Genomic DNA, 23,255 nt, shown 5'->3' with positions numbered 1-23,255 from the left:
TATAATGATAGATAATATATATTGTTCATGTGAGGAACATATAGGTTATGTTATTGATGATTTTATTAACACATATGAATTAGTTCCGAATATTGAATTTGATAGGGATAATAATTATTGTAATTATTGCAATAAGTATGCAAAATATATTGTAATGGATTAATTATATTTTAAAGAGGTGTTTTTATGAATTTATATGATAAATGGACTAATATGGTTACTGAATTCGTTAAGACAAAAGGTGAAGCAGTATTTTGGAATGAGTATAAAAGTGTAGAATTAAAAATTTATAAGGATATACTTGGGAATAAAAGTTTTAGATTTACCTCTAGTATTAGTCAATTATCTAAGAAATATGGTATAAGTGAGGAATTTATAGTAGGGTTTGTTGATGGTATAAGTGAGAGTTTAAATACGAATGTAGATATAGAAAATATTACATTAAATGATGAAATAGATTTTAATATTGATGTGGAAAAATTATATTTTAATATGTTGGATGCTAAAGCTGATTATTTATTCAATTTACAAGAATGGAAGGATATTTTATCTAGTGATAAGATTAAAGAAATTACAACCAAATGGAGATCATCTAAAGTTGTAGTAAATAGTATAAAAATTGGAAGAAATGAATTGTGTTTATGTGGTAGTGGTAAAAAATATAAGAAATGTTGCGGAAGGTAAGTTTAATTTCTGTTGGTACATTGAAAGATTATTTTAAGAAATCAGAGAAATATTATAAAGGTTCTGTTGATTTAATAACTATAAAAGAAAGTGATAGAATCTTAGAGAGTAAGAGTATATTGAATATAATAAATAAGAACAAGGATAGTTTATATGTATTGTTTGATGTAAATGGTGTCAGAGACTTAGGTGAAATTAATAAACTTAAGAATATTAATAAAAATATCTATTTTATAGTTGGTGGTAGTGAAGGGGTATGTAATGAAATAAAGACTAAGTGTAATTATACAATTAGGTTAAGTAGTTTTACGTATCCACATCAGATATTTAGGTTAATTGCATTGAAATTTATAAATGAGATGTTTTATAAATGAGGATAAATTTATTTTTAAATAAGAAGGACTTAAGGAATTCTGATTTATTTCCTGCAATAATGGATTATTTTAGAAGAATTGACAAGTTTGTAAAGATTAATATTTATTATTGTTTAAATAGTAAATTGTTTGATCAGAGTGATTCGTATAATATTAATATATCAATAGATGGAGAGTATATGGATTCTATTGAATTTAGTAATATTATAAGATTTAAAAGTATGGATAGAATAAAAAATATTAATATTGTTTTTGGAACATCTAATTTATATCATAATATTTGTTTTGTATGTTTTAATGTAGATATAGATTTATTGTTTTTAATTGTATTGGAGCAAATATATAGATCATATAAAATAATCAATAATGAACCATATCATAAGTAATTTATACTGATAAAGTATATTTTTAAAAACATTAAAGGGAGTATTCAATTTTGAATACTCCCTTTAATGTTTATTATCTAGATTTGCAAATTTTGAATGTTGACCTATCCATGCAAGTTTTATGTTTCCAACTTCACCATTTCTGTGTTTTGCAATTATACATTCAGCAATATTTTTATATTCTGTATCTTTATTGTAGTATTCATCTCTATATAGGAGCATTACTATATCAGAGTCCTGTTCAATAGATCCTGATTCACGCAAATCAGATAACATTGGTCTATGATCAGATCTTTGCTCTGGAGCACGGGATAACTGGGATAATGCAATTATAGGACAATTAATTTCTTTCGATAATGCTTTTATGAATCTAGATATTTCTGAAACTTCCTGCTGTCTGTTTTCATTTCTCGTATTTCCACTCATAAGTTGAAGATAATCTATAATTATTAAATCTATGTTGGTAGAAAATTTAAGTTTTCTACATTTTGATCTCATTTCTGTTATTGATATATTAGGGGTATCATCGATATATATTTTTGCTTTAGATATAATTTCTGTGCCTTTAACTAATCTATCTAAATCAGAATCATCTAAATTTCCCGTTTGAAGTTTTTGTATATTAATTTTTGTTATTGATGATATTAATTTACTAGTTAATTGTTCCTTACTCATCTCAAGAGAAAATATAAGTACAGTTTTATTTTCTTTAATTGCTACATTTTCAGCTATATTTAAAGCAAAAGTAGTTTTTCCCATAGATGGTCTTGCAGCTATTAATATCATTTGGGATTTTTGTAATCCAGATAATTTTATATCTAAATCATAAAACCCTGTGGATAATCCAACAAAAGATAAATTATTAACATATAAATTTTCAATGTGTTTAATTGTTCTATCTAATATGTTATTAAGTGGTTCAATATCAGATTTAGTTTCTGATATTGAGAGATCAAATACACTTTTTTGTATATTTTCTATTAATAGATTGGGATCCTCTTTTTTATAAATACGTTCGAGAGTATCATTAGAAATTTTGATAAGTTTTCTAAGTATGGAATTATCCTTAACTATTTTGATATGTGTTTGTATATTGGCAATTGTGGCTATTGAATTTGATATATCAGTTATGTATAATGCTCCACCAGATAATTCTAATAGAGAATCTTTCTTTAAATATTCAATAAGAGAAATTAAATCTACATGTATATCTTTTAAAAACATCTTTTTTATAGTTTTAAAAATATTTTTGTGCACATCTTTATAAAAATCATCCACATTTATATTGTCTAGTATCTCATGAATGGTATTTTTATGTATTATCATTGCACCTAATAGTGTTTGTTCTGATTCTATATTATTTGGTGAAATCTTATTATCCATAAAATTAGTTCCTTCTATAAAATATTTCATTATATATTATAGAAGGTAATTATGTTAATTGACAAATAAAATAATGTTAAATTATAATAAGTTTACTATTTTAAACTTTAAGTTTAATATTTATTAATTTTTTATATGGAGTTTGTAATGAAGATCGGTAAAAAAATAAAACATTTAAGAATTAAAAATGGTCTTACTCAGGAAGAATTGGCAGATAGAAGTGAATTATCTAAAGGATTTATATCTCAATTAGAAAGGGATTTAACTTCACCTTCAATAGCTACACTTGTGGATATTTTAGAGTGTTTAGGAACTAATTTAAAAGAATTTTTTAGTCAGGAAGATAATGAGAAAATATGTTTTGGTAAGAATGATTTTTTTATAACTAATAATGAAGAATTAAAACATGATATACATTGGATTGTTCCAAATTCTCAGAAAAATAGAATGGAACCTATTATAGTGTATTTGAAGGGTGGAGGAAAAACATTTAAAGAAGATCCACATGAAGGAGAAGAGTTTGGATATGTTATTTCAGGAAGTATTTATTTAAATTTGGGAAATAGGAAGATAAGGGTAAAAAAAGGAGAGTCCTTTTATTTTTCACCAGAAACAGATCACTATATAGAGAATACATCTAATCATATTGAGGCATGTGTCATCTGGGTAAGTACTCCTCCAAATTTTTAAACCTTAAATAATATTAACTAAGGAAGGATCTTTAAATATAAATTTTATAATATCATTAATATTATCTGAACAAATAATGTTAATATCTTTTATATTTTTAGGAATATCATTTTCATTTTCTTTTGGGATTATGATATGTTTTAATCCACTTTTTCTTGCAGCATATATCTTTTCAAATATACCTCCAACTTTTTTAATGTTTCCTTTAATTGATATTTCACCTGTTATGGCTATATTTTGAGGTACTGGTTTATTTAAAATAGAACTTAATATACATATAGTTACCGCAACTCCTGCAGATGGACCATCAATTTTACCACCACCTATAGCATTTAAATGTATATCATAGTCGTTTAAATCTAGACCAGTAAGCTTACGTATAACGGTTGAGGCATTGAATACTGAATCTTTTGCCATAGAACCAGCTGTTTCATTGAATCTAAGTTTGCCTTTTGAGGGATTTTTGGCTTTAAAAGTTTCACATTCAAAATTTAAAACGGAACCTAAAAATCCATTAACTCCAAGTCCTTTTATTAAACCAACTTTAGGATCTTCTATTTTATTTTTCTCTACAAAAGGAGAAATACGAGATAATGATAAAACTTCCTTTACTATATCTTTTGTTATCACAATATTTGAATTTTTATTTCCTTTGTTCTTGTATATCGCATAACCATATGCGTCACTTATTATACTTGTTGCTTTCCTACCTTCTATACAATGTTCGCTTATTATTGACGGTACATCATCTTTTAATGTTATATTTAATTTTTTAGCGGAATTTACTACAATTTTTTCTATATCAGTTGATGTTAGAGGTTCAAAAAATACTTCGGTACATCTGGATCTAAGAGCAGGATTTATTTCATGTGGTTCACGGGTAGTAGCACCGATTAATATAAAATCTGCAGGTGCTCCATTATCAAATAAAAATTTAATGTATTTAGGTATATTCTCATCATCTGGATCATAATATGCTGATGAAAATTCTACTTTCTTATCTTCAAGTACCTTCAATAATTTGTTTTGTAATATTAAATCAAGTTCACCGATTTCATCTATAAATAATACTCCACCATGTGCATCTGTAACAAGTCCTGGTTTTGGTTCAGGTATTCCTATTTCTGCTAAGTCTTTTTTACTACCTTGATAAATTGGATCATGAACAGATCCTAAAAGAGGATTTGTAACTTCTCTTGGATCCCATCTTAATGTTGTTCCATTAACTTCTATGAAATTTGATTTATTATTAAATGGAGTAAAATCAAATTTTTTAGCTTCTTCTAGAGCAAGTCTAGCTGCAGAAGTTTTACCTACCCCGGGTGGTCCATAAATTAATATATGTTGAGGATATTCAGAAGTAAGTTTTGAAATCAATGCTTTAATAGGTCTATCTTGACCTATTATTTCATCAAATGATTTAGGTCTTAAAAGATGTTGTATACTTTTATTTAATTGTTTTTTATTGAGCATCTCAAGTTGGGCATATTTTTTTAGAGTTTTGGTATTTTCTGGACCTTTATTTTTTTTAATGATTTGTAGTTTTATTTCATCAATATATTTATCTTGTTTTTCATTTAATATATCTTCAACTTCATTTTCAATTTTACTTTGAATGTATCTGCGACTGATTTCTTCAACTATAATATCCTTGGTAATTAAATAAACTTTTTCTAATTCATCATAAGAAGGAACGTCAATTAAGGATTTTCCATTACTAGCAATTACATTTATGCTATAAAGTTTTTCATTAATATTTTTACTTGAAATATATTTTGGTAATTTAAATTTAGAAATTCTACTATTAATGGTATTTTTATCGAATAATTTTTCAAGCATTTCATATAAAACATTAACTCTAAATTCAATATTATTACTTTCTTCAATTAGTTTCTCAATTTCATCAATTGTAACATTAGAATTCAAATTATCTCCCCCTTATTATTTAATAAAAATTAAATTAAGTTAAAAATTATTCACTAATAACTTTTAATATCATGTTAACCGAAACCTCTGTACATAATTTTATGGAGATTGGATAATTTCCCAATGATTTAACTTGTTCAAACGATATTTTCTTTTTGTCTATATTTAAGTTGAATTTTGAGTTTATTTTATTACAAATATCTTTAGATGTAATTGTACCAAATAGTTTTCCATTATTTCCAAGTTTTGTATTTATTATAATTTCTTTTCCTCTTAAATTATTTGCTATTTTTTGAAATTCTTCAATTTTTTCGATGTGTGCCTGACGTTCCATCTCTTTATGGTAATTTAGTGTATTTAAATTTGAATTATTAGCTTCTATGGCTAATTTTTTAGGAAATAGGAAGTTTCTTGCATACCCATCTGATACTTCAACTAAATCATTTTTCTTTCCTAGATTTTTAATATCATTAGTTAGTATAACTTTCATAAAAATACCTCCGTAAAATAAAAAATTTACATTATAGTAATTAATATTTTAGTTTTAATAATTATATATTTCAAGGCTTTAGAGGTATTTATTAAAATTATTAGATATTAAAAACATAATATTTATAACATATTAACAGTTATAGTATTGTTTAAAATTTATTTAAAAATTCTTAATTAAGTAATGTAAAATATATATACATTTGTATATTATTATCCAAAGTATAATAAAAGGCAAATAGAGTAATTTCTATTTGCATTTTTAAATTTAATTATTTAGAAGCTGTTTTAATTTGTCTTCAATATCTATTCTTGGGAATAAATTTTCACCTTTTTCAACTTTGGTTCCAGCTTTTGTTCCATTAAAATTTGAAATAGAATCAAATGAGTCTACATCATAATTTAATTTAGATTTAATTTGTTTTGATGTATTTGGCATAAATGGACCTAGCAGAATTGAGAATACACGTATTGATTCACATAGATTATATAAAACAGTTTTGAGTCTATCCTTTGATTGTTCCTCTTTTCCAAGAATCCAAGGTTTAGTTTCATCTATGTATTTATTTGATAGGCTTATACAGTTAAATATTTCTGATAAGGCATTTGATATTTTTAATTGATCCATACATGATGTAACCTTATCTTTTAAATTTTTAACCGAATTTATAAGTTCTATATCTTCATTTAATATTTCAAGTTGATTAGGAATAAATCCATCGAAATATTTTATTATCATAGATATAGTCCTTGATATGAGGTTACCCAATAGATTAGATAAATCAGAATTTATTTTTAACATAAATAACTCATTGTTAAATACTCCATCATTTCCAAAATTAACTTCGCGTAAAAGAAAATATCTTATAGAGTCAATTGGAAAGTGTTGTGATAAAATAATTGGATCAATTACACTACCTTGGGATTTAGACATTTTATTTCCGTCTATAAGAAGCCAACCATGTCCAAATACTTGCTTTGGAAGTGGAAGATTTAGTGCAAATAGCATAATAGGCCAATAAATCACATGGAATCTTACAATTTCTTTTCCTACAACATGAAGATCAGCAGGCCAGAAAGAATTCATCAGATTTTTTTCATTATTTTTGTAACCAAGAGCAGATATGTAATTTGATAAAGCATCTATCCATACATAGACAACGTGTTTTTGATCAAATTTTACAGGTATTCCCCATTTTAAACTAGTTCTTGAAACACATAGATCTTGAAGTCCAGGTTTTATAAAATTGTTTATCATTTCATTCTTCCTTGATTCAGGTTGAATAAATGATGGGTTTTCCTCTATGTGTTTTAATAATCTATTTGCATATTTACTTATCTTAAAGAAATAAGCTTCTTCTTTTTGAATGGTTATATCACGTTTACAGTCTGGACATTTTTTGTCAATCAATTGGGTTTCTGTAAAAAATGATTCACAAGGAATACAATAAGGTCCTTCATATGTGCCTTTATATATATCTCCATTTTTATATAGTGTTTCAAATATATTTTGTACAGTTTTTATATGATAATCATCAGTAGTTCTTACAAATATGTCATAATCTATATTAAATAGTCTCCAAAGAGATTTAATTTTTTCAACTATCTCATCAACATATATTTTTGGATGTTTTGAATATTTATCTGCATTTTGTTGAATTTTTAATCCATGTTCATCAGTTCCTGTTAAAAATTTTGTATCGTATCCCTGCAGTCTTTTAAATCTAGCAATTGAGTCACTTATTATTGTTGTGTATGTATGTCCAATATGTAAATCTCCCGATGCATAATAGATAGGTGTCGTTATATAGTAGGTATTTTTCATTATTTCATTTATCCTTTCATTTATTTTTTAAAATATGAATTTATTGCTAATGTTTAGAGGGGAATTCTTATTTGAAAATAGTATAACTATAAATACATCCTCATTATTGGGAATATAGTTTATAGATTTTAGACAATTAGTAGATATATATTGTGTATCTATTTTTTTACCATTAACTAAAATCTTTGAATTTTCAGTAAAACCATTTCCAATTATAAAGACTCCATCATTATTTATATTAATATCTTCTATAATTTGAGTGTTATTGCCTATTTTTATAGGTGATATTTCATAAGGAAATTTACTATTATCGTATATATTTTGTTTTTTTATATCTAAAATTAATTGTTTTTCATAATCGTTATATTTTGTATCTTCCTTAAAAATTTCTCTGAATCTATGATATATTGTGGAATTTATATTTAAATCTGAAAAAATTTCATACAGAAATTCATAAGCATGAATTTCTGTATTTTTATCAATAGATATCATTTTTTTATTATTTGATTCAATTATTAAATAAGGGGTCTTAAATAAATCTTCTTTAGTTAATGAAGAAAAGGTACTTTGATTTTCTCCAAGAGAAGGTAAATGGTCACCATAAAGTATTAGAATATATTCTTCATTTGTGTTATTTAGTTCATTTATTAAATTTAGAATGAAATCGTCCACATGTTTAATAATATTTGTATAATTTTGGAGCTCTATTAAGTCTTTCTCACTAAGTGAATTACTTTCAACTACAATGTCACCATTTATTAACGTATTATATGGACCATGTGATTCTACAGTAACACCAAATATAAAATCTTTTTCCGGAGTATTTTTAATTTTAGTTATAATTTCATTTATTAGGATATTATCTTTATACCAAAAATTTTGACTTATTTCTCTTGATGTCATAGCTTCAATAGGTATAAATGTTTCAAATCCAATATTTTCGTAAGCTTTAGTACGATTATAGAATGTCGAAAAATAATTGTGTATAGCTGTTGTTGCGTATCCATAATTTTTTAATATATAAGGAATGCTTTCTACTTGAGTATTATTTAATAAGTTTAAGTAAGGCATTTTTGTATAAAGGTTTTTTATATTAATTCCTGTAAGTATTTCAAATTCTGATTGAATTGTCCCACCGCCTAAAACTGGAACAATTATTTCTCCACTTTCGTTTATTTTTGATAGATTTCTTAAGTTTTTAAGTGGATCATTAGAAAATTTAACATCCTTTAATTTAAGTGGATCAAATATTGATTCTAATTGAATTAAGATTATATTAACATCTGGATTTTCAAAATTATAATCATTTTCAGATAACATATTTTTGATTTTTAAGATTTTATCTATATCGTAATCGAGGTTTTTATTGTTTGAAAAGAATAAGGTTGTTGAGTCATAAAAAGAATGTAAAAATCCATTTTTAAAATATGTATCTGATAAATTAAAATCACTTAGTACATATGTAATAGATTTACCATAATTATAAAGTTTATCCATAGATAACAAGTAAATATATATAAATAATGTGTATAGTATAAAGTTTAAATACCTATATTTTAAATTAAATAACTTAAATTTAATGTTTTTAGATATTTTTACTACAATTATAAATATAATGGAGAATAAAATAATTAATATCAATACATTAGTTATTAGTTTGGTATTTAGATACTTTGAAATAATATTAGTTGCTTCATTTACTAAGAATAAATCTTCAAAAATTAATGGACTACCTTTAAAATAAATATTTACATTACTTATAAATGCAATAAAACACCATACACTATAGTGCATTGCACAAAATATAAGAGGTTTTTTAAATATGAACGTATATAAACTTGAAAATATAAAAAATAGTATTAGATATAAGTATATATATATATTGTTTGAACTTAAAAAATTGTATATAGATTTAAGGTCTTGTCTATGTATTAATTCAATTAAAATGAAGAACAGTATACAGATTATAATGTATTGAATTATAAGCTTACTATTATATTTTTCATTATTATTAAAATTTTTAAGCATAATATTTAAGTTAAAATGAAAAATACTAAATACTATATAGCTTATTATACATTGAAATATAGAGTTAATAAAGTGTATAATGTTTATGAGGTGATAAATTAATGGATAAGGATACTATGATAAAAGATAAATTAACAAAGATATGTTTGTGCAGGGGAATTGATAAGTTTACCATTAATGAATGTATAAAAGATGGTGCTGATACAGTTGATAAAATAAAAGAAAAGACTGGAGCAACTGGAGGTGGATGTAAAGGAGCTAGGTGTAGGAGTAAAATTATAGAACTTATAGAAGAATCAGATAAATAAAGGGGAGGATACTTTAGTATCCTCCCCTTTATTTAATAAACGGATTAAAGAATCTACCATTATTCATATAAAACAACCAGATAGCTATTAAGTCTAATATAATGAAAAATAATATTGATACTATATCATTTATTTTAAATTTTCTTTGTGTATACCATGTACGTTTTTTCTTATAACCAAACCCTCTAAGTTCCATTGCACATGAAATTTTATCTATACGATTAATGCTTGAAAAAATTATAGGAATTATTATAAAGAACATATTTTTTATTCTTATAGATAGTTTTTCATTTTTGGACATATCGATTCCGCGTGCTTGTTTGGATAATGATATATTTTTGTAATCCTCTATTATGTCAGGTATATATCTAAGTGCTAAAGATATAGCATAAGAAATTTTATAGTTTATACCTATTTTATTTAATGATGCCGCGAACTCACTCGGATTTGTTGTTAGTATAAACAGTAGAGAAATAGGAATTACGCTAAAATACTTTAATGTAATATTAAGTTGATAGAAAAGCTGTTCAGCAGTAATTGAATATGCATTATTAAAATTTAATAGTATAGTTTTAGTTCCATATATTTCTGGTCCTGTATTTGGACCAAAAGCATATATGAGTATGTTATTCAATAATAGGAATATTAGTATGAATGTTATTACAAAGGAAATATCCCTAAATTTTATCTTTGATAATTTAAATAAAAATACACTTAATACAATTAAGAATATTAATAATCTTGTATCATATGTTATTATTGTTACAACACACCAAAGAATAAAACATATTAATTTAGTTGCACCTGTTAAATTGTGAATAAACGAATTCTTATCAATATATTCAAGAATCAACTTCATTTTTATACCTTGTGCTCCTGTCATAAGTTATAAATTTGTTTATAAATATATCAGTGTCATCTAATGATAATTTTTTAGAAATATTATGTAATGATGTTTTCCTTAGGTTAGCGTTATCTATTATATATTCGTTTGATAAAATTTTAGATGGTATATCGTCACCTATTTTTTTACCATCAGATAGAACAATACATCTATCTGCATATTCCATCAGTAAGTTCATATCATGAGTTATTATAATTGAAGTTATGTTATATTTTTTTAATCTTTGTATAAATTCCATTATTTGATTATAGTGTTTAAAATCTTGACCAGCTGTTGGTTCATCTAAAATAAGTATTTTTGGGTTGCTTACTAAGATAGATGCTATTGTCACACGTCTTTTTTGTCCATAACTCAGCGCAGATATAGGCCAATTCCTAAGCTCATATAAGCCACATATTTTTAATATATCATATACACGATTTTCAATTTCAATTTTATGTAAATTCATATTTTTAAGAGTAAATGCTACTTCATCAAACAATAAAGTATTACTTATCATTTGATTTGGATTTTGCATTACATATCCAATTGAAGAAGATCTTTGAAATATTGTATCGTATGTTATATCTTTATTATTTAAAAATACTTTACCTGAAGACGGTTTTAAAAACCCACATATAATTTTTGAAATTGTGGACTTTCCAGCACCGTTTTTACCGACAATACATAGTAATTCATTATTGTAAACATCAAATGATAAATTATTTAAAACAAGTTTATCATTCTTGTAGCCAAAGTTTATATTTTCGCATTTTAAAAGAGGATGGGCAGAGCATATATTAGCATGAAAATTAGTGTATTTTAATGATTTATAAAATCTTTTAATATTATCTTTAAAAGATGAAATATTTAAATTTTCTATGTTATTAAGGTTTGGATTTTCATTTATATCGCATCCTGCATATTTTAAAGCTGTTAAATATAAAGGTTCCCTTATACCACATTGTTTTAATAATGAGGTTGATAATAATTTATTTATTTCACCATCAAAAACTATCTTACCATCATGCATAAGTAATACTCTATCAAAATTAAGTTTCAATACTTCTTCAAGTCTATGTTCTATTATTATTATAGTTTTCGGATTTTTATCTGTGATTGTATTAATTAAATTAATGGTTTCCTCTGCTGTTTTTGGATCTAAATTTGCTAAAGGTTCATCAAAAATTAATATTTCACTATTGTCTACAAGTGCACCGCCTAGAGTTACTCTTTGTTTTTGTCCACCAGATAGATTATGAGGACTTGAATTTAAAAAATCATTGGAACCAATAAGATTAGATATATTATTGACTTTTTTATGCATTAATTCTGAATTTACACATAAATTTTCTAACTTGAATGCTATATCTTCTGCAGATGTTAATGCTATAAATTGATTATCAGTATCTTGAAGGATTGTAGCTACATTTTTTGATATTTCAAAAATAGACATATTTCTGGTATCTTTGTCATTAATTTTTAAATTACCAGAAATTTCTCCAGGATAAAAAAAAGGAACAAGACCATTTATGGAGTTAAATAGAGTACTTTTACCGCATCCTGATTCTCCAAGTATGAGTATTTTTTCATTTTTGTAGATGGTTAGATTTATGTCTTTCAATGTGGGAAATTGTTGTGAATTGTATTTAAAACTGAAATTTGTAAATTCAATTAATTTTTTTTTCATTTGGATGTTTACCTCAAATTTGGAAATTTTATTTTAGGATTCTTTGGATAGACTTCCTTTTTTTACAATAGATTTAGAATATAATGATAATAAGCTTGTTCCGATTATACCTACAGTTAATATATTTGTAATTGATGCCATTCCTCCTTGGATGAATACCTTTTTTATGGGTTCAGAATATATTAGCACATCTAAAATTGGTGCAACTATAAGCCAAGCGATAAGATTAGATATAATTTGTGCAATATTAAATTTTATTATTGAGTATTTATTAAATACTTTTAGATTAATAGATTTAGAGCATAGACCAATTATAAAACCTATAATTGTAGAGGCTAAAACCCAGCTAAACCAAGGTGTACCGTAGAACAACATATCTTTTAATGCATGTCCTATAAAACCAATTAGCAAACCAGACAATGGACCATAAATTACAGCCATTAATGCTAAGAAAGCATAAGATAATTCAAAATTTGTGTTTGGAATTCCTGATGGTATAGATGCGAAACGCCCTAAAATTAAAAAAACAGCAGAACCAATACCTATTGCTACAATATTTTTAATAGATATGGAAGAGTTTTTCATGCTGAATCCTCCTTGATTAAGAATATATTTTATTTTCACACAAAAAGTATACACAATACTATCTTTAAAATCAATATTAACTATTTATTAAAATGTTTACCTTGATATATGTTATTTTCTTTTAAATAGTCATGTATTGAGTTTAATAATTCCCATTTTTTTATGCTCCATTTAGGTTCTATTATGTCTTCTCTTTTAGCATCCCCAGTTATTCTATGTATTACTATATTTGGATTTGTAAGTGATATAGCATCTCCTATTATTTTTATATAACTATTTCTTGTTAGAGTATATATAGATGGATTTTTTAAATACTCTTTTGCAAGTTGTGTGTTTTTAATTATATAGAGGAGATGGTATTTTATACCTTGTATATCTAGTGTATTTATAAATTTTACTGTTTCTATCATATCATCATATGATTCATATGGTAGTCCAAAAATAATGTGAGTGACTACGTTTATGTTCTTCTTACGTAATTTTATTACTGCTTCTTTAAAACATTCTGTATCATGACCTCGATTTATTAATATAGCAGTTGAATCTTTTGATGTTTGTAGTCCAAGTTCAACCATTAGGAATATTTTTTCATTATAATGAGATAGTAAGTCTAATATTTCGTTGGATAGACAATCAGGTCTAGTTCCTATTGATAATCCAATAACTCCTTCTTGACTTATTGCTTCATCATATATTTTCTTTAAATAATCTATGGAAGCGTATGTGTTTGTATAAGCTTGAAAATATGCTATGTATTTATTTGAGTTCCATTTCCTTTTCATAATTTTTTTTTGTTCAATAAATTGTTCTGATATTGATTTAGATCTATTTCCTGAAAATTCACCAGAGCCCATAGTACTACAGAATGTACACCCACCAAAAGATATTTTTCCATCTCTATTTGGACATGTAAATCCCCCATCTAATGTTATTTTTATTATTTTTTCTTTAAATTTATTTCTAAGGAATAAATTTAAAGAATAATAAGGTTTATTATCAAAAATCATAGTTTATTTCCTTTCAAAAATAATAGATTCATATTTTAACATATAAGAAAATAAAAATTAAATACGATATAAAAAAAGGAAGGTAGTTGATTTTGACAAATTTAAATAATTTAATGAGTATGTTTAAGGTATCATGTATCTTTATTGGTACAGTTGTTGGAGCCGGACTTGCATCAGGGAAGGAAATATATCAATTTTTTTCCATATATGGTTTAGATAGTTTTTTTGGATTTATAGTATGTTTTTTAATGTATGTATTTATTGGAAATATATTGTGTGATATATGTAATAAAAAAAACTTATCTTCTTATAATCTTTTGATAAATGAAATATGTCCTCGAACTTCAGCAAAAATTTTAAATAGTTTCGTGAGTTTATACTATTTGTTTTCCTCTTCAATTATATTTGCAGCAAGTGGATCTATAATAAGTCAATTTTTTTCTATACCAAGTATTTTTGGGACGATATTAATGATAATAGTTTCAGTTGTGATTTTAAAATTTAGTATGAAGGGACTCGTTTGGGTTAATTCATTAAGTGTACCAATAATGATTTGTATAATATTTCTAATATTTATATTATTTGAATTATTTTCGGATCCAATAAACCTTGAAACAGGAGCATTATTTATATTTAAGAATAAAGATATAAAGTTAGATAATAATATAATCTTATCTTGTCTTTTATACGGTGGATTTAATATTTTGAGTTCCACAGGTATTTTGGCTCCGCTTTCTATTCGTCATAAGAGCAGTAATTTTAAAAAAGGCATATTTATGGGGTCATTGTTTTTAATTTTAATAAGTATGATTATAAATTATTTAATTTTATCCAATATGCCATACATAGCCAAATATGATATACCTCTTCTTTATGTATCTAAGATATTTGGAAAAACATTTCAGGTGATTATACTTGTTTTAATATGGGTTGAGATGCTTTCTACAGAAATATCTAGTCTTTATTCACTTGCCCAAGGTATTTCTAACAAGTATAGATTTTCGTTATTTAAGAGTATTTTATTGATCTTATTTGTTTCTGTGCCTGTATCTATATTTGGGTTTACTAATTTAATTTCTATTATATATCCATTTTTTGGCCTGTTAGGATTAGTTTTTATATACTATATAGTTAAGTATAAATATAAGAAAAAATAAAAAAGGTATCTATCAATTTGATAGATACCTAACATAAATTGTATAAATGTATAAAATCATCTATTATGTTTTCAATTTCTATATGGAGAGTTGATATCATTTCGTAGTTGCGATTTTGGATATAGTTTTTTATTTTAGATGATAAGCTTATGTGGTCGAGACTATCAATGAATAAATTGAAGTATATTTCGTTTAATATCAAATAGTTAAGAGATATTAATTTTGAATTTATTTCTATGTTTTTAATTAAATTATTTAGTTCTTTTTTATATTTCGGTAAAAGTCTATGCTCTATTTCCATCATATATTGGTCTAATGAGGATGTTTTAAAACTGTTTATTATATCAGTAGTAAATACAGAATTTTGTGTTAATATACTACAATCATTTTTTTCAATATTTAATAAATTTTCATAAACAGTCTTAGGAGCTTTGCCAAAAATGTTATTACTATCATCCTCTGAGTATTTTTCAAATATATTTTCTTCACTTCGATACATTCTAGATTCATCTAGATACCCATAATATTCACCAGATTTTTTTGATAGTTCTTTTAACAGATATTTTTCATTCTTATCTATAGAGTATTTAATTCCATCTATAATACACATATTTATAGCTGAAATAGTTAAATACATATTTGTTTTTGGATTTGGTGATCTTAATTCAAATCTTGTTGATTTATTATTTTCACTATCTCTTATAAGAGCTATCAATATAGACCTATTTCTAGACGGTATGTCTTTAGATATACCAAGTGATGCAACTGTACATATTGGAGCTTCGAATCCTGGTTTGAGACGTTTTAATGAGTCTATTGTATTGGATATGAATGGATTTATTATGTCGTAGTTTTTTAAGATTCCCATAATCGCACCATATCCTATAGGACTCATAAATTCACTATCATTATCTGAAAATATATTTATTAGATTACCATTTTTAAGTTTTAAAAAAATACTAAAATGTAAATGAGCACCATTCCCAGCTACTTTTTCGATAGGTTTAGCTAAAAATGTAACATCTAACTTATGGCGTTTGAATGTTTCTTTTATTATACTTTTCACAATTAAAAGATTATCGCATGTTTGCATTGCAGTTGAATATTTCCAGTCAATTTCTAACTGTTCTAAAATGTGATAATTTCCATTAGAGTCTATCTTTGATTTAACACCGCCAACTTCTTTATGTCCCATTTCTGGGTGCAAGTCATAGTTTTCCATCATTATTAATGAATCTTCTAAAGCAGTTCTAACAATTCCTTTTGTCATATTCCAGTATTGTTCATGTAAACCCTGAGAAGTTGTTAAATCTTCTATGTTAATATATTCTTCAGGAGTTTTAACCCAAAATTCAAGTTCAGTTGCAGTATTTATTATTATATCATCTATATCATCAAAATTAATTGATTTAAGGTAGTTAGGATTTTTTTTAAATAGGTCTATAAGGGTACATTTCATGAAATTAATTGATCTTTTTAAGATAGATCTAGAGTCGATATATTTTTTATTGTGTGTTAAAAAACTAGGTATTCTAAGTGTTCCTACAGGTTTGTTTGTTAGTTGATCTACGTTATCAAAATTATAATCAACAAACCAGTTTGAATGTTTATCTATGATCATGTCTACTTTTGCATCATTTAGTGTTGCTATTCCAGTTAATACTACTGAAGATCCATCTGTTTGAATAGCACATCCATCAAAGAATAAATCAATATCATTAATAAAGATTTCTGTAGGTATTTTTTCATCAGTATCATTAGCATTTAAATCTATAGCCATGAGTGATATGAATTTTATTTCAGGATGATTAACTAGTAAATTTATAATAGAACTTTTTGATATATTTTCTTTTCTAATTATATAAATTAAATTTTCAACCATAAATCTTTAAAATCAAATAAATTATTTGATTTCCTCCTTTTATTTTTGATGATATTTTGAATTTTATGATATAATTAATTCTACTTATTGTCAAATTCGAAAGGGTTTTATTATGGATTTTAAAAATGGTAGTATTGGTTTTTTTGATTCTGGAATTGGAGGTATTTCTATTTTAGGAAAAACAATGAAACTTTTAGAAAATGAAGTGTTTATTTATTTTGGTGATTCTAGAAATTCTCCTTATGGAAGTAAATCTGAGAGTGAATTAATCAATTTATCTATTAATATATGTAATTTTCTGATTTTTGAAAATAATTGTAAGGCAATTGTTGTTGCTTGCAATACTGCTAGTAGTGCGGCAATAAGGTTTTTAAGAGAAAGGTATGAGCCTAAAATACCAATAATAGGAGTGGAACCAGCAATAAAACCAGCAGTAGAGTTTGTTAATTCAAATAACAAAAAAGGATATATATTATTATTGGCTACACCGTTTACAGTAAATGGGGATAAGTTAAGATGTTTAATTAATAAATATAGTAAGAATACAATAGAGTGTTTTGCTCTTGATTATTTAGCTTATATGATCGAACATAATGAAAGTGAACAAAGTATTTATGACTACCTTTATGAAAGATTACATAAATATATAAATAATGTTAGCTGTATTGTATTAGGGTGTACTCATTATTATTTTGTGAAAAATATAATTAAAGATATTTTTGGTGAAGGAGTAAGAATATTTGATGGATCATTAGGTACAGCGATGGAACTTAGACGTAGACTTATAGAAAATAATTTAATTAATAAAACTATAGATAATTTAAATACTAGGGTTCAAATATATAATTCTTTGGATAATGAAAAAGTACTACGTTGTCATAAAATATTAAGTGGGGTAATATAGGATGAAGAAATTTATATTATATGGATTTTCAGAAGATGAAATATTAAGAATTCAAAAGACGGTAAAATTTATTAGTAGTAATATACAATATTTAACATTCGATGATAGTGATTTCAATAGAACTTTAGGGGATGTAATAAAAGACAAAAAATTTAATACTAATGGTGAGTATAGTTGTGGAGAAAAAGTAGTTATATTTCAGAATATTGTATCTAAAGAAGTAGATATATATTTTAAATTACTTAGAAAGAATTTAGGTAAAAATATAATATTTGCAACGGTTACGGATACATCTATAAATATGGAAATATCACATTTATTTGATGAATTTAAACAAGAAAGGGATTATTTTAGGGGAAATAGGAAAAACAAGTAAACTTTATTAATTTTTAAGAATAGTTTTAAGTATATAATATTTTTTTAGGAGTTTTTATGTCCACAGGGTCTTTAAAAATTCAAACTTATATGGGTAATAATCCTGAACCGGTAAGTAATGCAAATATTAAAGTTACTTTATATGATCAGAACAATATAGTTAGAGAGGTTGTTGATTTAAAAACAAATGATTCTGGTATAGCTATTTTAGATGGAATAGTTACACCACCTATAGAATTATCTTTAAATGAATATGAGACTGAGAGACCATATGGATTATGTGATGTAGCAGTTTCCAAAGATGGATTTATTGAAACATTTGTAAAAGGATGTCAATTATTTGGAGACGAGGAATCGATTCAGCCCATTAATTTAAATTTAGTTAATAGGAATAAATCATTGTATAGTCAGATAGAGGAAATTAATATAGAGGCAAATACTCTTTATGGCAATTATCCACCTAAGATACCTGAAGCCGAAGAAAAAACTATGATGCAATCAACAGGTCAAGTTGTATTATCAGAGGTTGTAGTACCTGAATTTATTACAGTTCATATAGGCTCTCCGAATTCTAATGGAAATGATTATACGGTGAGATATTCTGAATATATCAAAAATGTTGCCTCCTGTGAAATATATTCAACATGGCCATCAAATGCTATAAGAGCTAATATATATGCAATAATATCATTCACATTAAATAGAGTATATACGGAATGGTACAGAGGCAAGGGAAAGGATTTTACAATAACAAATTCTACAGCGTATGATCATGCATTTAATTATGGAAGAAATATATTTAAAAATATATCAAATATTGTCGATGAAATTTTTTCAACATATATGAAGAGACCAGGATCTAAACAGCCTTTATTGTCACAATATTGTGATGGTAAAAAAGTAAAGTGTCCTGGGTGGATGACTCAATGGGGGAGCAAATATCTGGCAGATGAAGGATATACTCCTTATGAGATATTGACTAATTTTTATGGAACAAATTTAGATTTAGTAACAGCAAAAGAAGTTAAAGGCATACCAATATCTTATCCAGGTATTGCACTAAAAGTTGGGAGCAGAGGTTCTGATGTGAGGAATATACAAAAATATTTGAATACAATTTCGAAAAATTACCCAGCTATACCTAAAGTTTCTGAAGATGGTATATATGGAAATGCTACTAGGGATGCTGTTAAAAAATTTCAAGAGATATTTAATGTTAATGTATCAGGTGTTGTTGAGTATGATACCTGGTATGCGATTTCTAATGTCTATGTTGCAGTAACTGAAATGGCTGAACTCAGATATGATACAAAGGTATTAAGAAATTTTATTCCATATTCTCCTATCGATAAGGTGTCTCCAATTAGGTATTAATTTTATTGAATAACTATTGATTTTAATCAGTAGTTATTTTTTATTTTTTAAGTAATATTTAGTTGTTTTGATTTATTATTTTAAATATAAATGATATAATTTAAATGGGGATATATATGATTTATTTGGGGGAATTATGAATATAAAAGTTAACGGATGTTTTTTAATTTTAATTATATTTAGTATATTTTTAGGAATTTTAAGTTTTATTCATATAGATAGTAGAAATATAGAGAATATATATATACATGACATTGAAAAAATATTTAATGATTTGAATGGTTTAGAAAATATGTTTATTGAAGAAAATAATAAGTATATGGAAACTAATGTAGTAAGTAAATATTTTGTAAAAGAAATTCGTGATGGATATACAGATATTAAATTCACAATAATATCAATTATTAATAATATAAATAGAAATTTATATTATTGTGATCTAAATAAAAGATATTTAGTTAATTTACTTAATGATTTATTGACTATAATTGATAATGAATTCTTGAAGAGCAGTATTTTTTATTCAACAAATGATTTTTTTATAAAAAATACAATGAGCATAATAGATAAATGTAGATTTGTAGTTAATAAATATAATTTACTTAAATTTAATTTTGGTTTAACTGGAATTTAGCTCTTGTAGTGTATATATTGATTAGGAGGACATTATGAATAAATATTTAAGAATATTCTTGATGTTTATTTTTGTTTATATTTTTATGTCATGCATATCTGATATAGGAGTGATTAATACAACTGATAGAAAATTAAAAATAGGAGTTACGACTGTTCCTTATGGAGAAATTTTGCAGAATATAAAGAATGTATTTAAGGAAGACTTTGAAATAGTAAATTATATTGATTATGATACATTGAATCGAGATCTAGTTAATGGTAATTTAGATGCTAATTTTTTTCAGACAAGAGATTATTTAAATAGATTTAACTTGAGTAGCGAAAGTAAACTTATAGAAATTACATCTGTGCACATTGAACCTTTGATTATCTATAGTAGTAAATATAGATCGATTGATAAGGTGGAGAATGGAGATATTGTGTATATACCAAATGATTTTATAAATAGGAATAGATCTTTAAAGCTTTTAGAAGATGCTGGGTTGATCACGCTTGTAGAAGAATTAGATGGGTCTTATATTGTTATAAGTAATCCTAAAAATTTAGTTATAAATCAGGTCGATATTAATGATATTCCAGATTTTTTTAATATATCAGATTTAATTGTTCTAAATACTAATGTGGCTATGGAAAATAATATAGATCCTAGGGAGGTGGGTATTTTTTATGAAGATTCATTTAATGATGGTATGAAATTTAGTATTTTTGTAACTAGAGAGGATATGAAGACATCAATAAAATTAAAAGAAATTGCTAATTATTTAAATAGTTATGAAAATTTTAAATTTATAAATGAAAGATATAGTGGTTTTGTAAAACCGGTGTTTTAATTAAAGTAAATTTTAAAATTGGAGGTATTTTAACATATGAGTTTTGGAGATTTAGAAAAATTGAATAGTAAATCTAGAGAAATAAGAAAAATGTTGATAGAGGAGATTCATAATTTAGGGAAGGGACATTATGGAGGAAGTTTGTCTATAGTAGATATACTAGTACTTTTGTATAATGTTGAAATGAATATAGATGTTACTAATCCAGGAATGGAAAATAGAGATAGGCTTGTATTGTCCAAAGGTCATGCGGGGCCGGCTTTATATGCGGTTCTTGCAGATAAAGGATACATAAGTAAAGAAGATTTAAATACCCTTAACAAGGAAAATACATGTCTTCCAAGTCATTGTGATATGAATAAAACAACTGGCGTTGATATGACTACGGGATCTTTAGGTCAAGGTATAAGTTGTGCAGTTGGTATGGCTAAAGCATCCAAAATAAAAAATGATAATTGTTATATATACTGTATAGTTGGTGATGGAGAATGTAATGAGGGGCAGGTTTGGGAGGCTGCTATGGCTGCATCTTCATCTGGTTTAAATAATCTTATAGTATTTATTGATTATAATAAAATGCAGTTAGATGGTAAATTAATTGATATATTGGATATGGGTGATATGCATAAAAAATGGGAATCATTTGGATTTTATGTTGAGAGTGTAGATGGACATAATTTTGAAGAAATGCATAATGCTATTTGTAATGGTAAGAAGCAGTATAAGCCTATAGCTATAGTTCTTAACACTGTAAAGGGCAAGGGTGTTTCTATAATAGAAAATGCAGGTTATAAAAATCACAGTATGGGATTAACAGATGATGATTTTAAAAAATCAATTGTAGAATTATTATAAGGGGGGGTTTAATTATGGAAATGAGACAGGTATTATTTAGCACAATGAAAGAAATTATGGATAAGAATAATAATGTTATATTTATGGATGCAGATTTAGCTGAGGCTAATGGAACTATGGAGCTTAGGAAGATTTATAAGGATAGAGCATTTGATGTTGGTATAAGTGAAGCTAATATGGCTAGTATGGCAGCTGGTATGAGTGCCTATGGTATGAATCCATATATATGTACATTTACACCGTTTGCGTCAAGAAGGATATGTGATCAAATAGCTATTTCTATGTGTTATGCAAAGCAAAATGTTAAAATTATAGCAACAGATTCAGGGGTTTGTGCCGAATTAAATGGAGGAACTCATATGAGTTTTGAAGATATAGGAGTTTTAAGAAGTATACCAGGTATAACTATAATAGATGTTATTGATGAAATTCAATTGAAAGAAGTACTTTTAGATACAGTAGATAAAAAAGGAGTTATATATATAAGATTAGCGAGAAAACAGGTTCCTAAGGTGTATGATAATAATTATAAATTTGATATTAATAAAGCAGATATTTTAAAACACGGAGATGATATCACAATATTTGCTACTGGTATTATGGTAGATGAGGCAATTAAGGCTAGTGATATTTTAGAAAGGGAAGGTGTGAGCATAGAACTTATATCAATACCAGTTATAAAACCGATTGATGTAGAGACAGTTAAAAATTCTTTACTTAAAACTAAAAAAGCTGTTACTGCTGAAAATCATAATGTTATAGGAGGGCTTTATAGTGCTATTTGTGAAGTTTCATGTAGATATGCACCATCATTAATAAGAAATATTGGAATAAAAGATCATTTTGGAGAAGTGGGATCTATAGGTTTCTTGCTTAATAAATATGGTATGACAAGTGAACAAATAATTAATGAATGCAAGAATTTATTAGATTATTAAGTGGGATGTATTTCCTACTTTTTATAAAAAACAAAAAAACAATAAA

Annotated in this window: 25 protein-coding genes; 15 read left to right on the top strand and 10 right to left on the bottom strand. The window is 25.4% G+C overall.

Annotated elements, in window-relative coordinates:
- Positions 1–4 precede the first annotated feature (4 nt).
- The 4 genes from SFBM_RS07870 to SFBM_RS07655 are packed head-to-tail and all read left to right on the top strand — an operon-like array spanning position 5 to position 1,444.
- Entirely contained in the window at positions 5–163 is a 159-nt protein-coding gene (locus SFBM_RS07870) for a CxxH/CxxC protein (protein WP_005805036.1), read from the top strand.
- Positions 164–186: 23 nt separating this feature from the next.
- Positions 187–684 (top strand): SEC-C metal-binding domain-containing protein, encoded by a 498-nt coding sequence (locus SFBM_RS07665; RefSeq protein ID WP_005805037.1) that lies wholly within the window; start codon positions 187–189, stop codon positions 682–684.
- A complete protein-coding gene (locus SFBM_RS07660) occupies positions 669–1,058 on the top strand; it encodes a 23S rRNA (pseudouridine(1915)-N(3))-methyltransferase RlmH (RefSeq protein WP_005805038.1) in 390 nt (129 codons plus the stop codon). Before SFBM_RS07665 ends, SFBM_RS07660 begins: the two co-directional genes overlap by 16 nt.
- Positions 1,055–1,444 carry a 23S rRNA (pseudouridine(1915)-N(3))-methyltransferase RlmH gene (locus tag SFBM_RS07655; RefSeq protein WP_005805041.1) on the top strand — a complete coding sequence of 130 codons (390 nt, stop codon included), beginning with the start codon at positions 1,055–1,057 and terminating at the stop codon, positions 1,442–1,444. Before SFBM_RS07660 ends, SFBM_RS07655 begins: the two co-directional genes overlap by 4 nt.
- A gap of 63 nt (positions 1,445–1,507) precedes the next feature.
- Here SFBM_RS07655 and dnaB read toward each other — a convergent pair whose 3' ends face one another.
- Positions 1,508–2,827 (bottom strand): replicative DNA helicase, encoded by a 1,320-nt coding sequence (gene dnaB, locus SFBM_RS07650; protein WP_007440294.1) that lies wholly within the window; start codon positions 2,825–2,827, stop codon positions 1,508–1,510.
- A gap of 147 nt (positions 2,828–2,974) precedes the next feature.
- On the opposite strand from dnaB, the gene SFBM_RS07645 reads away from it, so the two are divergent.
- Positions 2,975–3,517 (top strand): helix-turn-helix domain-containing protein, encoded by a 543-nt coding sequence (locus tag SFBM_RS07645; RefSeq protein WP_007440293.1) that lies wholly within the window; start codon positions 2,975–2,977, stop codon positions 3,515–3,517.
- Between the two features lie 3 nt (positions 3,518–3,520).
- Here SFBM_RS07645 and lonC read toward each other — a convergent pair whose 3' ends face one another.
- The 4 genes from lonC to SFBM_RS07625 form a co-directional block, all read right to left on the bottom strand.
- On the bottom strand, positions 3,521–5,443 hold the full coding sequence (gene lonC, locus SFBM_RS07640) for a Lon family ATP-dependent protease (RefSeq protein WP_005805044.1): 1,923 nt from the start codon (positions 5,441–5,443) through the stop codon (positions 3,521–3,523).
- A gap of 46 nt (positions 5,444–5,489) precedes the next feature.
- The gene (gene rplI, locus SFBM_RS07635; protein WP_005805045.1) at positions 5,490–5,933 is read right to left on the bottom strand and encodes a 50S ribosomal protein L9; all 444 of its coding nucleotides are present in this window, start codon (positions 5,931–5,933) and stop codon (positions 5,490–5,492) included.
- 267 nt (positions 5,934–6,200) lie between these two features.
- Complete coding sequence (gene metG, locus SFBM_RS07630) at positions 6,201–7,757, bottom strand: methionine--tRNA ligase (protein WP_014018079.1); 1,557 nt, start codon at positions 7,755–7,757, stop codon at positions 6,201–6,203.
- Positions 7,758–7,784: 27 nt separating this feature from the next.
- Positions 7,785–9,551: an LTA synthase family protein gene (locus tag SFBM_RS07625; protein ID WP_242821627.1), complete on the bottom strand. Its 1,767-nt coding sequence runs from the start codon at positions 9,549–9,551 to the stop codon at positions 7,785–7,787.
- A 28-nt stretch (positions 9,552–9,579) separates the two neighbouring features.
- On the opposite strand from SFBM_RS07625, the gene SFBM_RS08090 reads away from it, so the two are divergent.
- The gene (locus tag SFBM_RS08090) at positions 9,580–9,735 is read left to right on the top strand and encodes a hypothetical protein (RefSeq protein ID WP_007439798.1); all 156 of its coding nucleotides are present in this window, start codon (positions 9,580–9,582) and stop codon (positions 9,733–9,735) included.
- Between the two features lie 151 nt (positions 9,736–9,886).
- Complete coding sequence (locus SFBM_RS07620; protein WP_005805048.1) at positions 9,887–10,093, top strand: (2Fe-2S)-binding protein; 207 nt, start codon at positions 9,887–9,889, stop codon at positions 10,091–10,093.
- A 28-nt stretch (positions 10,094–10,121) separates the two neighbouring features.
- Here SFBM_RS07620 and SFBM_RS07615 read toward each other — a convergent pair whose 3' ends face one another.
- From SFBM_RS07615 to SFBM_RS07600, 4 genes are all read right to left on the bottom strand, one after another.
- A complete protein-coding gene (locus tag SFBM_RS07615) occupies positions 10,122–10,952 on the bottom strand; it encodes an energy-coupling factor transporter transmembrane component T family protein (protein ID WP_014018076.1) in 831 nt (276 codons plus the stop codon).
- Positions 10,936–12,666, bottom strand: coding sequence for an ABC transporter ATP-binding protein (locus tag SFBM_RS07610; protein ID WP_005805050.1), 1,731 nt, complete (start codon positions 12,664–12,666; stop codon positions 10,936–10,938). The genes SFBM_RS07615 and SFBM_RS07610 overlap by 17 nt, the downstream gene beginning before the upstream one ends.
- Positions 12,667–12,699: 33 nt before the next feature.
- Positions 12,700–13,251: an ECF-type riboflavin transporter substrate-binding protein gene (locus SFBM_RS07605; RefSeq protein ID WP_007439797.1), complete on the bottom strand. Its 552-nt coding sequence runs from the start codon at positions 13,249–13,251 to the stop codon at positions 12,700–12,702.
- 80 nt (positions 13,252–13,331) lie between these two features.
- The gene (locus SFBM_RS07600) at positions 13,332–14,258 is read right to left on the bottom strand and encodes a TIGR01212 family radical SAM protein (RefSeq protein WP_005805052.1); all 927 of its coding nucleotides are present in this window, start codon (positions 14,256–14,258) and stop codon (positions 13,332–13,334) included.
- A gap of 92 nt (positions 14,259–14,350) precedes the next feature.
- Here SFBM_RS07600 and SFBM_RS07595 point away from each other — a divergent pair, with 92 nt between their 5' ends.
- Positions 14,351–15,415, top strand: coding sequence for a YkvI family membrane protein (locus SFBM_RS07595; protein WP_005805053.1), 1,065 nt, complete (start codon positions 14,351–14,353; stop codon positions 15,413–15,415).
- Between the two features lie 28 nt (positions 15,416–15,443).
- On the opposite strand, the gene SFBM_RS07590 is transcribed toward SFBM_RS07595, so the two are convergent.
- Entirely contained in the window at positions 15,444–17,297 is a 1,854-nt protein-coding gene (locus tag SFBM_RS07590) for a glutamine synthetase (RefSeq protein WP_007439793.1), read from the bottom strand.
- Between the two features lie 112 nt (positions 17,298–17,409).
- On the opposite strand from SFBM_RS07590, the gene murI reads away from it, so the two are divergent.
- The 7 genes from murI (at position 17,410) to SFBM_RS07555 (ending at position 23,209) form a co-directional block, all read left to right on the top strand.
- Entirely contained in the window at positions 17,410–18,201 is a 792-nt protein-coding gene (gene murI / locus SFBM_RS07585) for a glutamate racemase (protein ID WP_005805054.1), read from the top strand.
- A gap of 1 nt (position 18,202) precedes the next feature.
- Positions 18,203–18,577, top strand: a complete 375-nt coding sequence (locus SFBM_RS07580) for a DUF3783 domain-containing protein (protein WP_005805055.1) — start codon at positions 18,203–18,205, stop codon at positions 18,575–18,577.
- A 56-nt stretch (positions 18,578–18,633) separates the two neighbouring features.
- Entirely contained in the window at positions 18,634–19,950 is a 1,317-nt protein-coding gene (locus SFBM_RS07575) for a peptidoglycan-binding protein (RefSeq protein WP_005805056.1), read from the top strand.
- Between the two features lie 136 nt (positions 19,951–20,086).
- Complete coding sequence (locus SFBM_RS07570; protein WP_005805057.1) at positions 20,087–20,584, top strand: hypothetical protein; 498 nt, start codon at positions 20,087–20,089, stop codon at positions 20,582–20,584.
- A 34-nt stretch (positions 20,585–20,618) separates the two neighbouring features.
- On the top strand, positions 20,619–21,416 hold the full coding sequence (locus tag SFBM_RS07565; protein WP_005805058.1) for a MetQ/NlpA family ABC transporter substrate-binding protein: 798 nt from the start codon (positions 20,619–20,621) through the stop codon (positions 21,414–21,416).
- A 36-nt stretch (positions 21,417–21,452) separates the two neighbouring features.
- Complete coding sequence (locus SFBM_RS07560) at positions 21,453–22,271, top strand: transketolase (RefSeq protein WP_014018075.1); 819 nt, start codon at positions 21,453–21,455, stop codon at positions 22,269–22,271.
- Between the two features lie 14 nt (positions 22,272–22,285).
- Entirely contained in the window at positions 22,286–23,209 is a 924-nt protein-coding gene (locus SFBM_RS07555; protein WP_007439791.1) for a transketolase family protein, read from the top strand.
- The last annotated feature ends 46 nt before the right edge of the window (positions 23,210–23,255 follow it).

Source organism: Candidatus Arthromitus sp. SFB-mouse-Japan (assembly GCF_000270205.1).
Lineage (GTDB): Bacteria > Bacillota > Clostridia > Clostridiales > Clostridiaceae > Dwaynesavagella.
This window is presented reverse-complemented; position numbering and strand designations above follow the sequence as displayed.

Bases quoted from the DNA above. Each gene is read 5' to 3' on its own strand.
- dnaB (WP_007440294.1), bottom strand. From the start codon at position 2,827: ATGGATAATAAGATTTCACCAAATAATATAGAATCAGAACAAACACTA.
- rplI (WP_005805045.1), bottom strand. From the start codon at position 5,933: ATGAAAGTTATACTAACTAATGATATTAAAAATCTAGGAAAGAAAAAT.
- SFBM_RS07870 (WP_005805036.1), top strand. From the start codon at position 5: ATGATAGATAATATATATTGTTCATGTGAGGAACATATAGGTTATGTT.
- SFBM_RS07600 (WP_005805052.1), bottom strand. From the start codon at position 14,258: ATGATTTTTGATAATAAACCTTATTATTCTTTAAATTTATTCCTTAGA.
- SFBM_RS08090 (WP_007439798.1), top strand. From the start codon at position 9,580: ATGAACGTATATAAACTTGAAAATATAAAAAATAGTATTAGATATAAG.
- SFBM_RS07565 (WP_005805058.1), top strand. From the start codon at position 20,619: ATGAATAAATATTTAAGAATATTCTTGATGTTTATTTTTGTTTATATT.
- SFBM_RS07605 (WP_007439797.1), bottom strand. From the start codon at position 13,251: ATGAAAAACTCTTCCATATCTATTAAAAATATTGTAGCAATAGGTATT.
- SFBM_RS07665 (WP_005805037.1), top strand. From the start codon at position 187: ATGAATTTATATGATAAATGGACTAATATGGTTACTGAATTCGTTAAG.
- SFBM_RS07645 (WP_007440293.1), top strand. From the start codon at position 2,975: ATGAAGATCGGTAAAAAAATAAAACATTTAAGAATTAAAAATGGTCTT.
- SFBM_RS07660 (WP_005805038.1), top strand. From the start codon at position 669: ATGTTGCGGAAGGTAAGTTTAATTTCTGTTGGTACATTGAAAGATTAT.
- SFBM_RS07570 (WP_005805057.1), top strand. From the start codon at position 20,087: ATGAATATAAAAGTTAACGGATGTTTTTTAATTTTAATTATATTTAGT.
- SFBM_RS07625 (WP_242821627.1), bottom strand. From the start codon at position 9,551: ATGCACTATAGTGTATGGTGTTTTATTGCATTTATAAGTAATGTAAAT.
- SFBM_RS07615 (WP_014018076.1), bottom strand. From the start codon at position 10,952: ATGAAGTTGATTCTTGAATATATTGATAAGAATTCGTTTATTCACAAT.
- SFBM_RS07620 (WP_005805048.1), top strand. From the start codon at position 9,887: ATGGATAAGGATACTATGATAAAAGATAAATTAACAAAGATATGTTTG.
- SFBM_RS07655 (WP_005805041.1), top strand. From the start codon at position 1,055: ATGAGGATAAATTTATTTTTAAATAAGAAGGACTTAAGGAATTCTGAT.
- SFBM_RS07555 (WP_007439791.1), top strand. From the start codon at position 22,286: ATGGAAATGAGACAGGTATTATTTAGCACAATGAAAGAAATTATGGAT.
- SFBM_RS07575 (WP_005805056.1), top strand. From the start codon at position 18,634: ATGTCCACAGGGTCTTTAAAAATTCAAACTTATATGGGTAATAATCCT.
- murI (WP_005805054.1), top strand. From the start codon at position 17,410: ATGGATTTTAAAAATGGTAGTATTGGTTTTTTTGATTCTGGAATTGGA.
- SFBM_RS07560 (WP_014018075.1), top strand. From the start codon at position 21,453: ATGAGTTTTGGAGATTTAGAAAAATTGAATAGTAAATCTAGAGAAATA.
- SFBM_RS07590 (WP_007439793.1), bottom strand. From the start codon at position 17,297: ATGGTTGAAAATTTAATTTATATAATTAGAAAAGAAAATATATCAAAA.
- SFBM_RS07610 (WP_005805050.1), bottom strand. From the start codon at position 12,666: ATGAAAAAAAAATTAATTGAATTTACAAATTTCAGTTTTAAATACAAT.
- SFBM_RS07580 (WP_005805055.1), top strand. From the start codon at position 18,203: ATGAAGAAATTTATATTATATGGATTTTCAGAAGATGAAATATTAAGA.
- metG (WP_014018079.1), bottom strand. From the start codon at position 7,757: ATGAAAAATACCTACTATATAACGACACCTATCTATTATGCATCGGGA.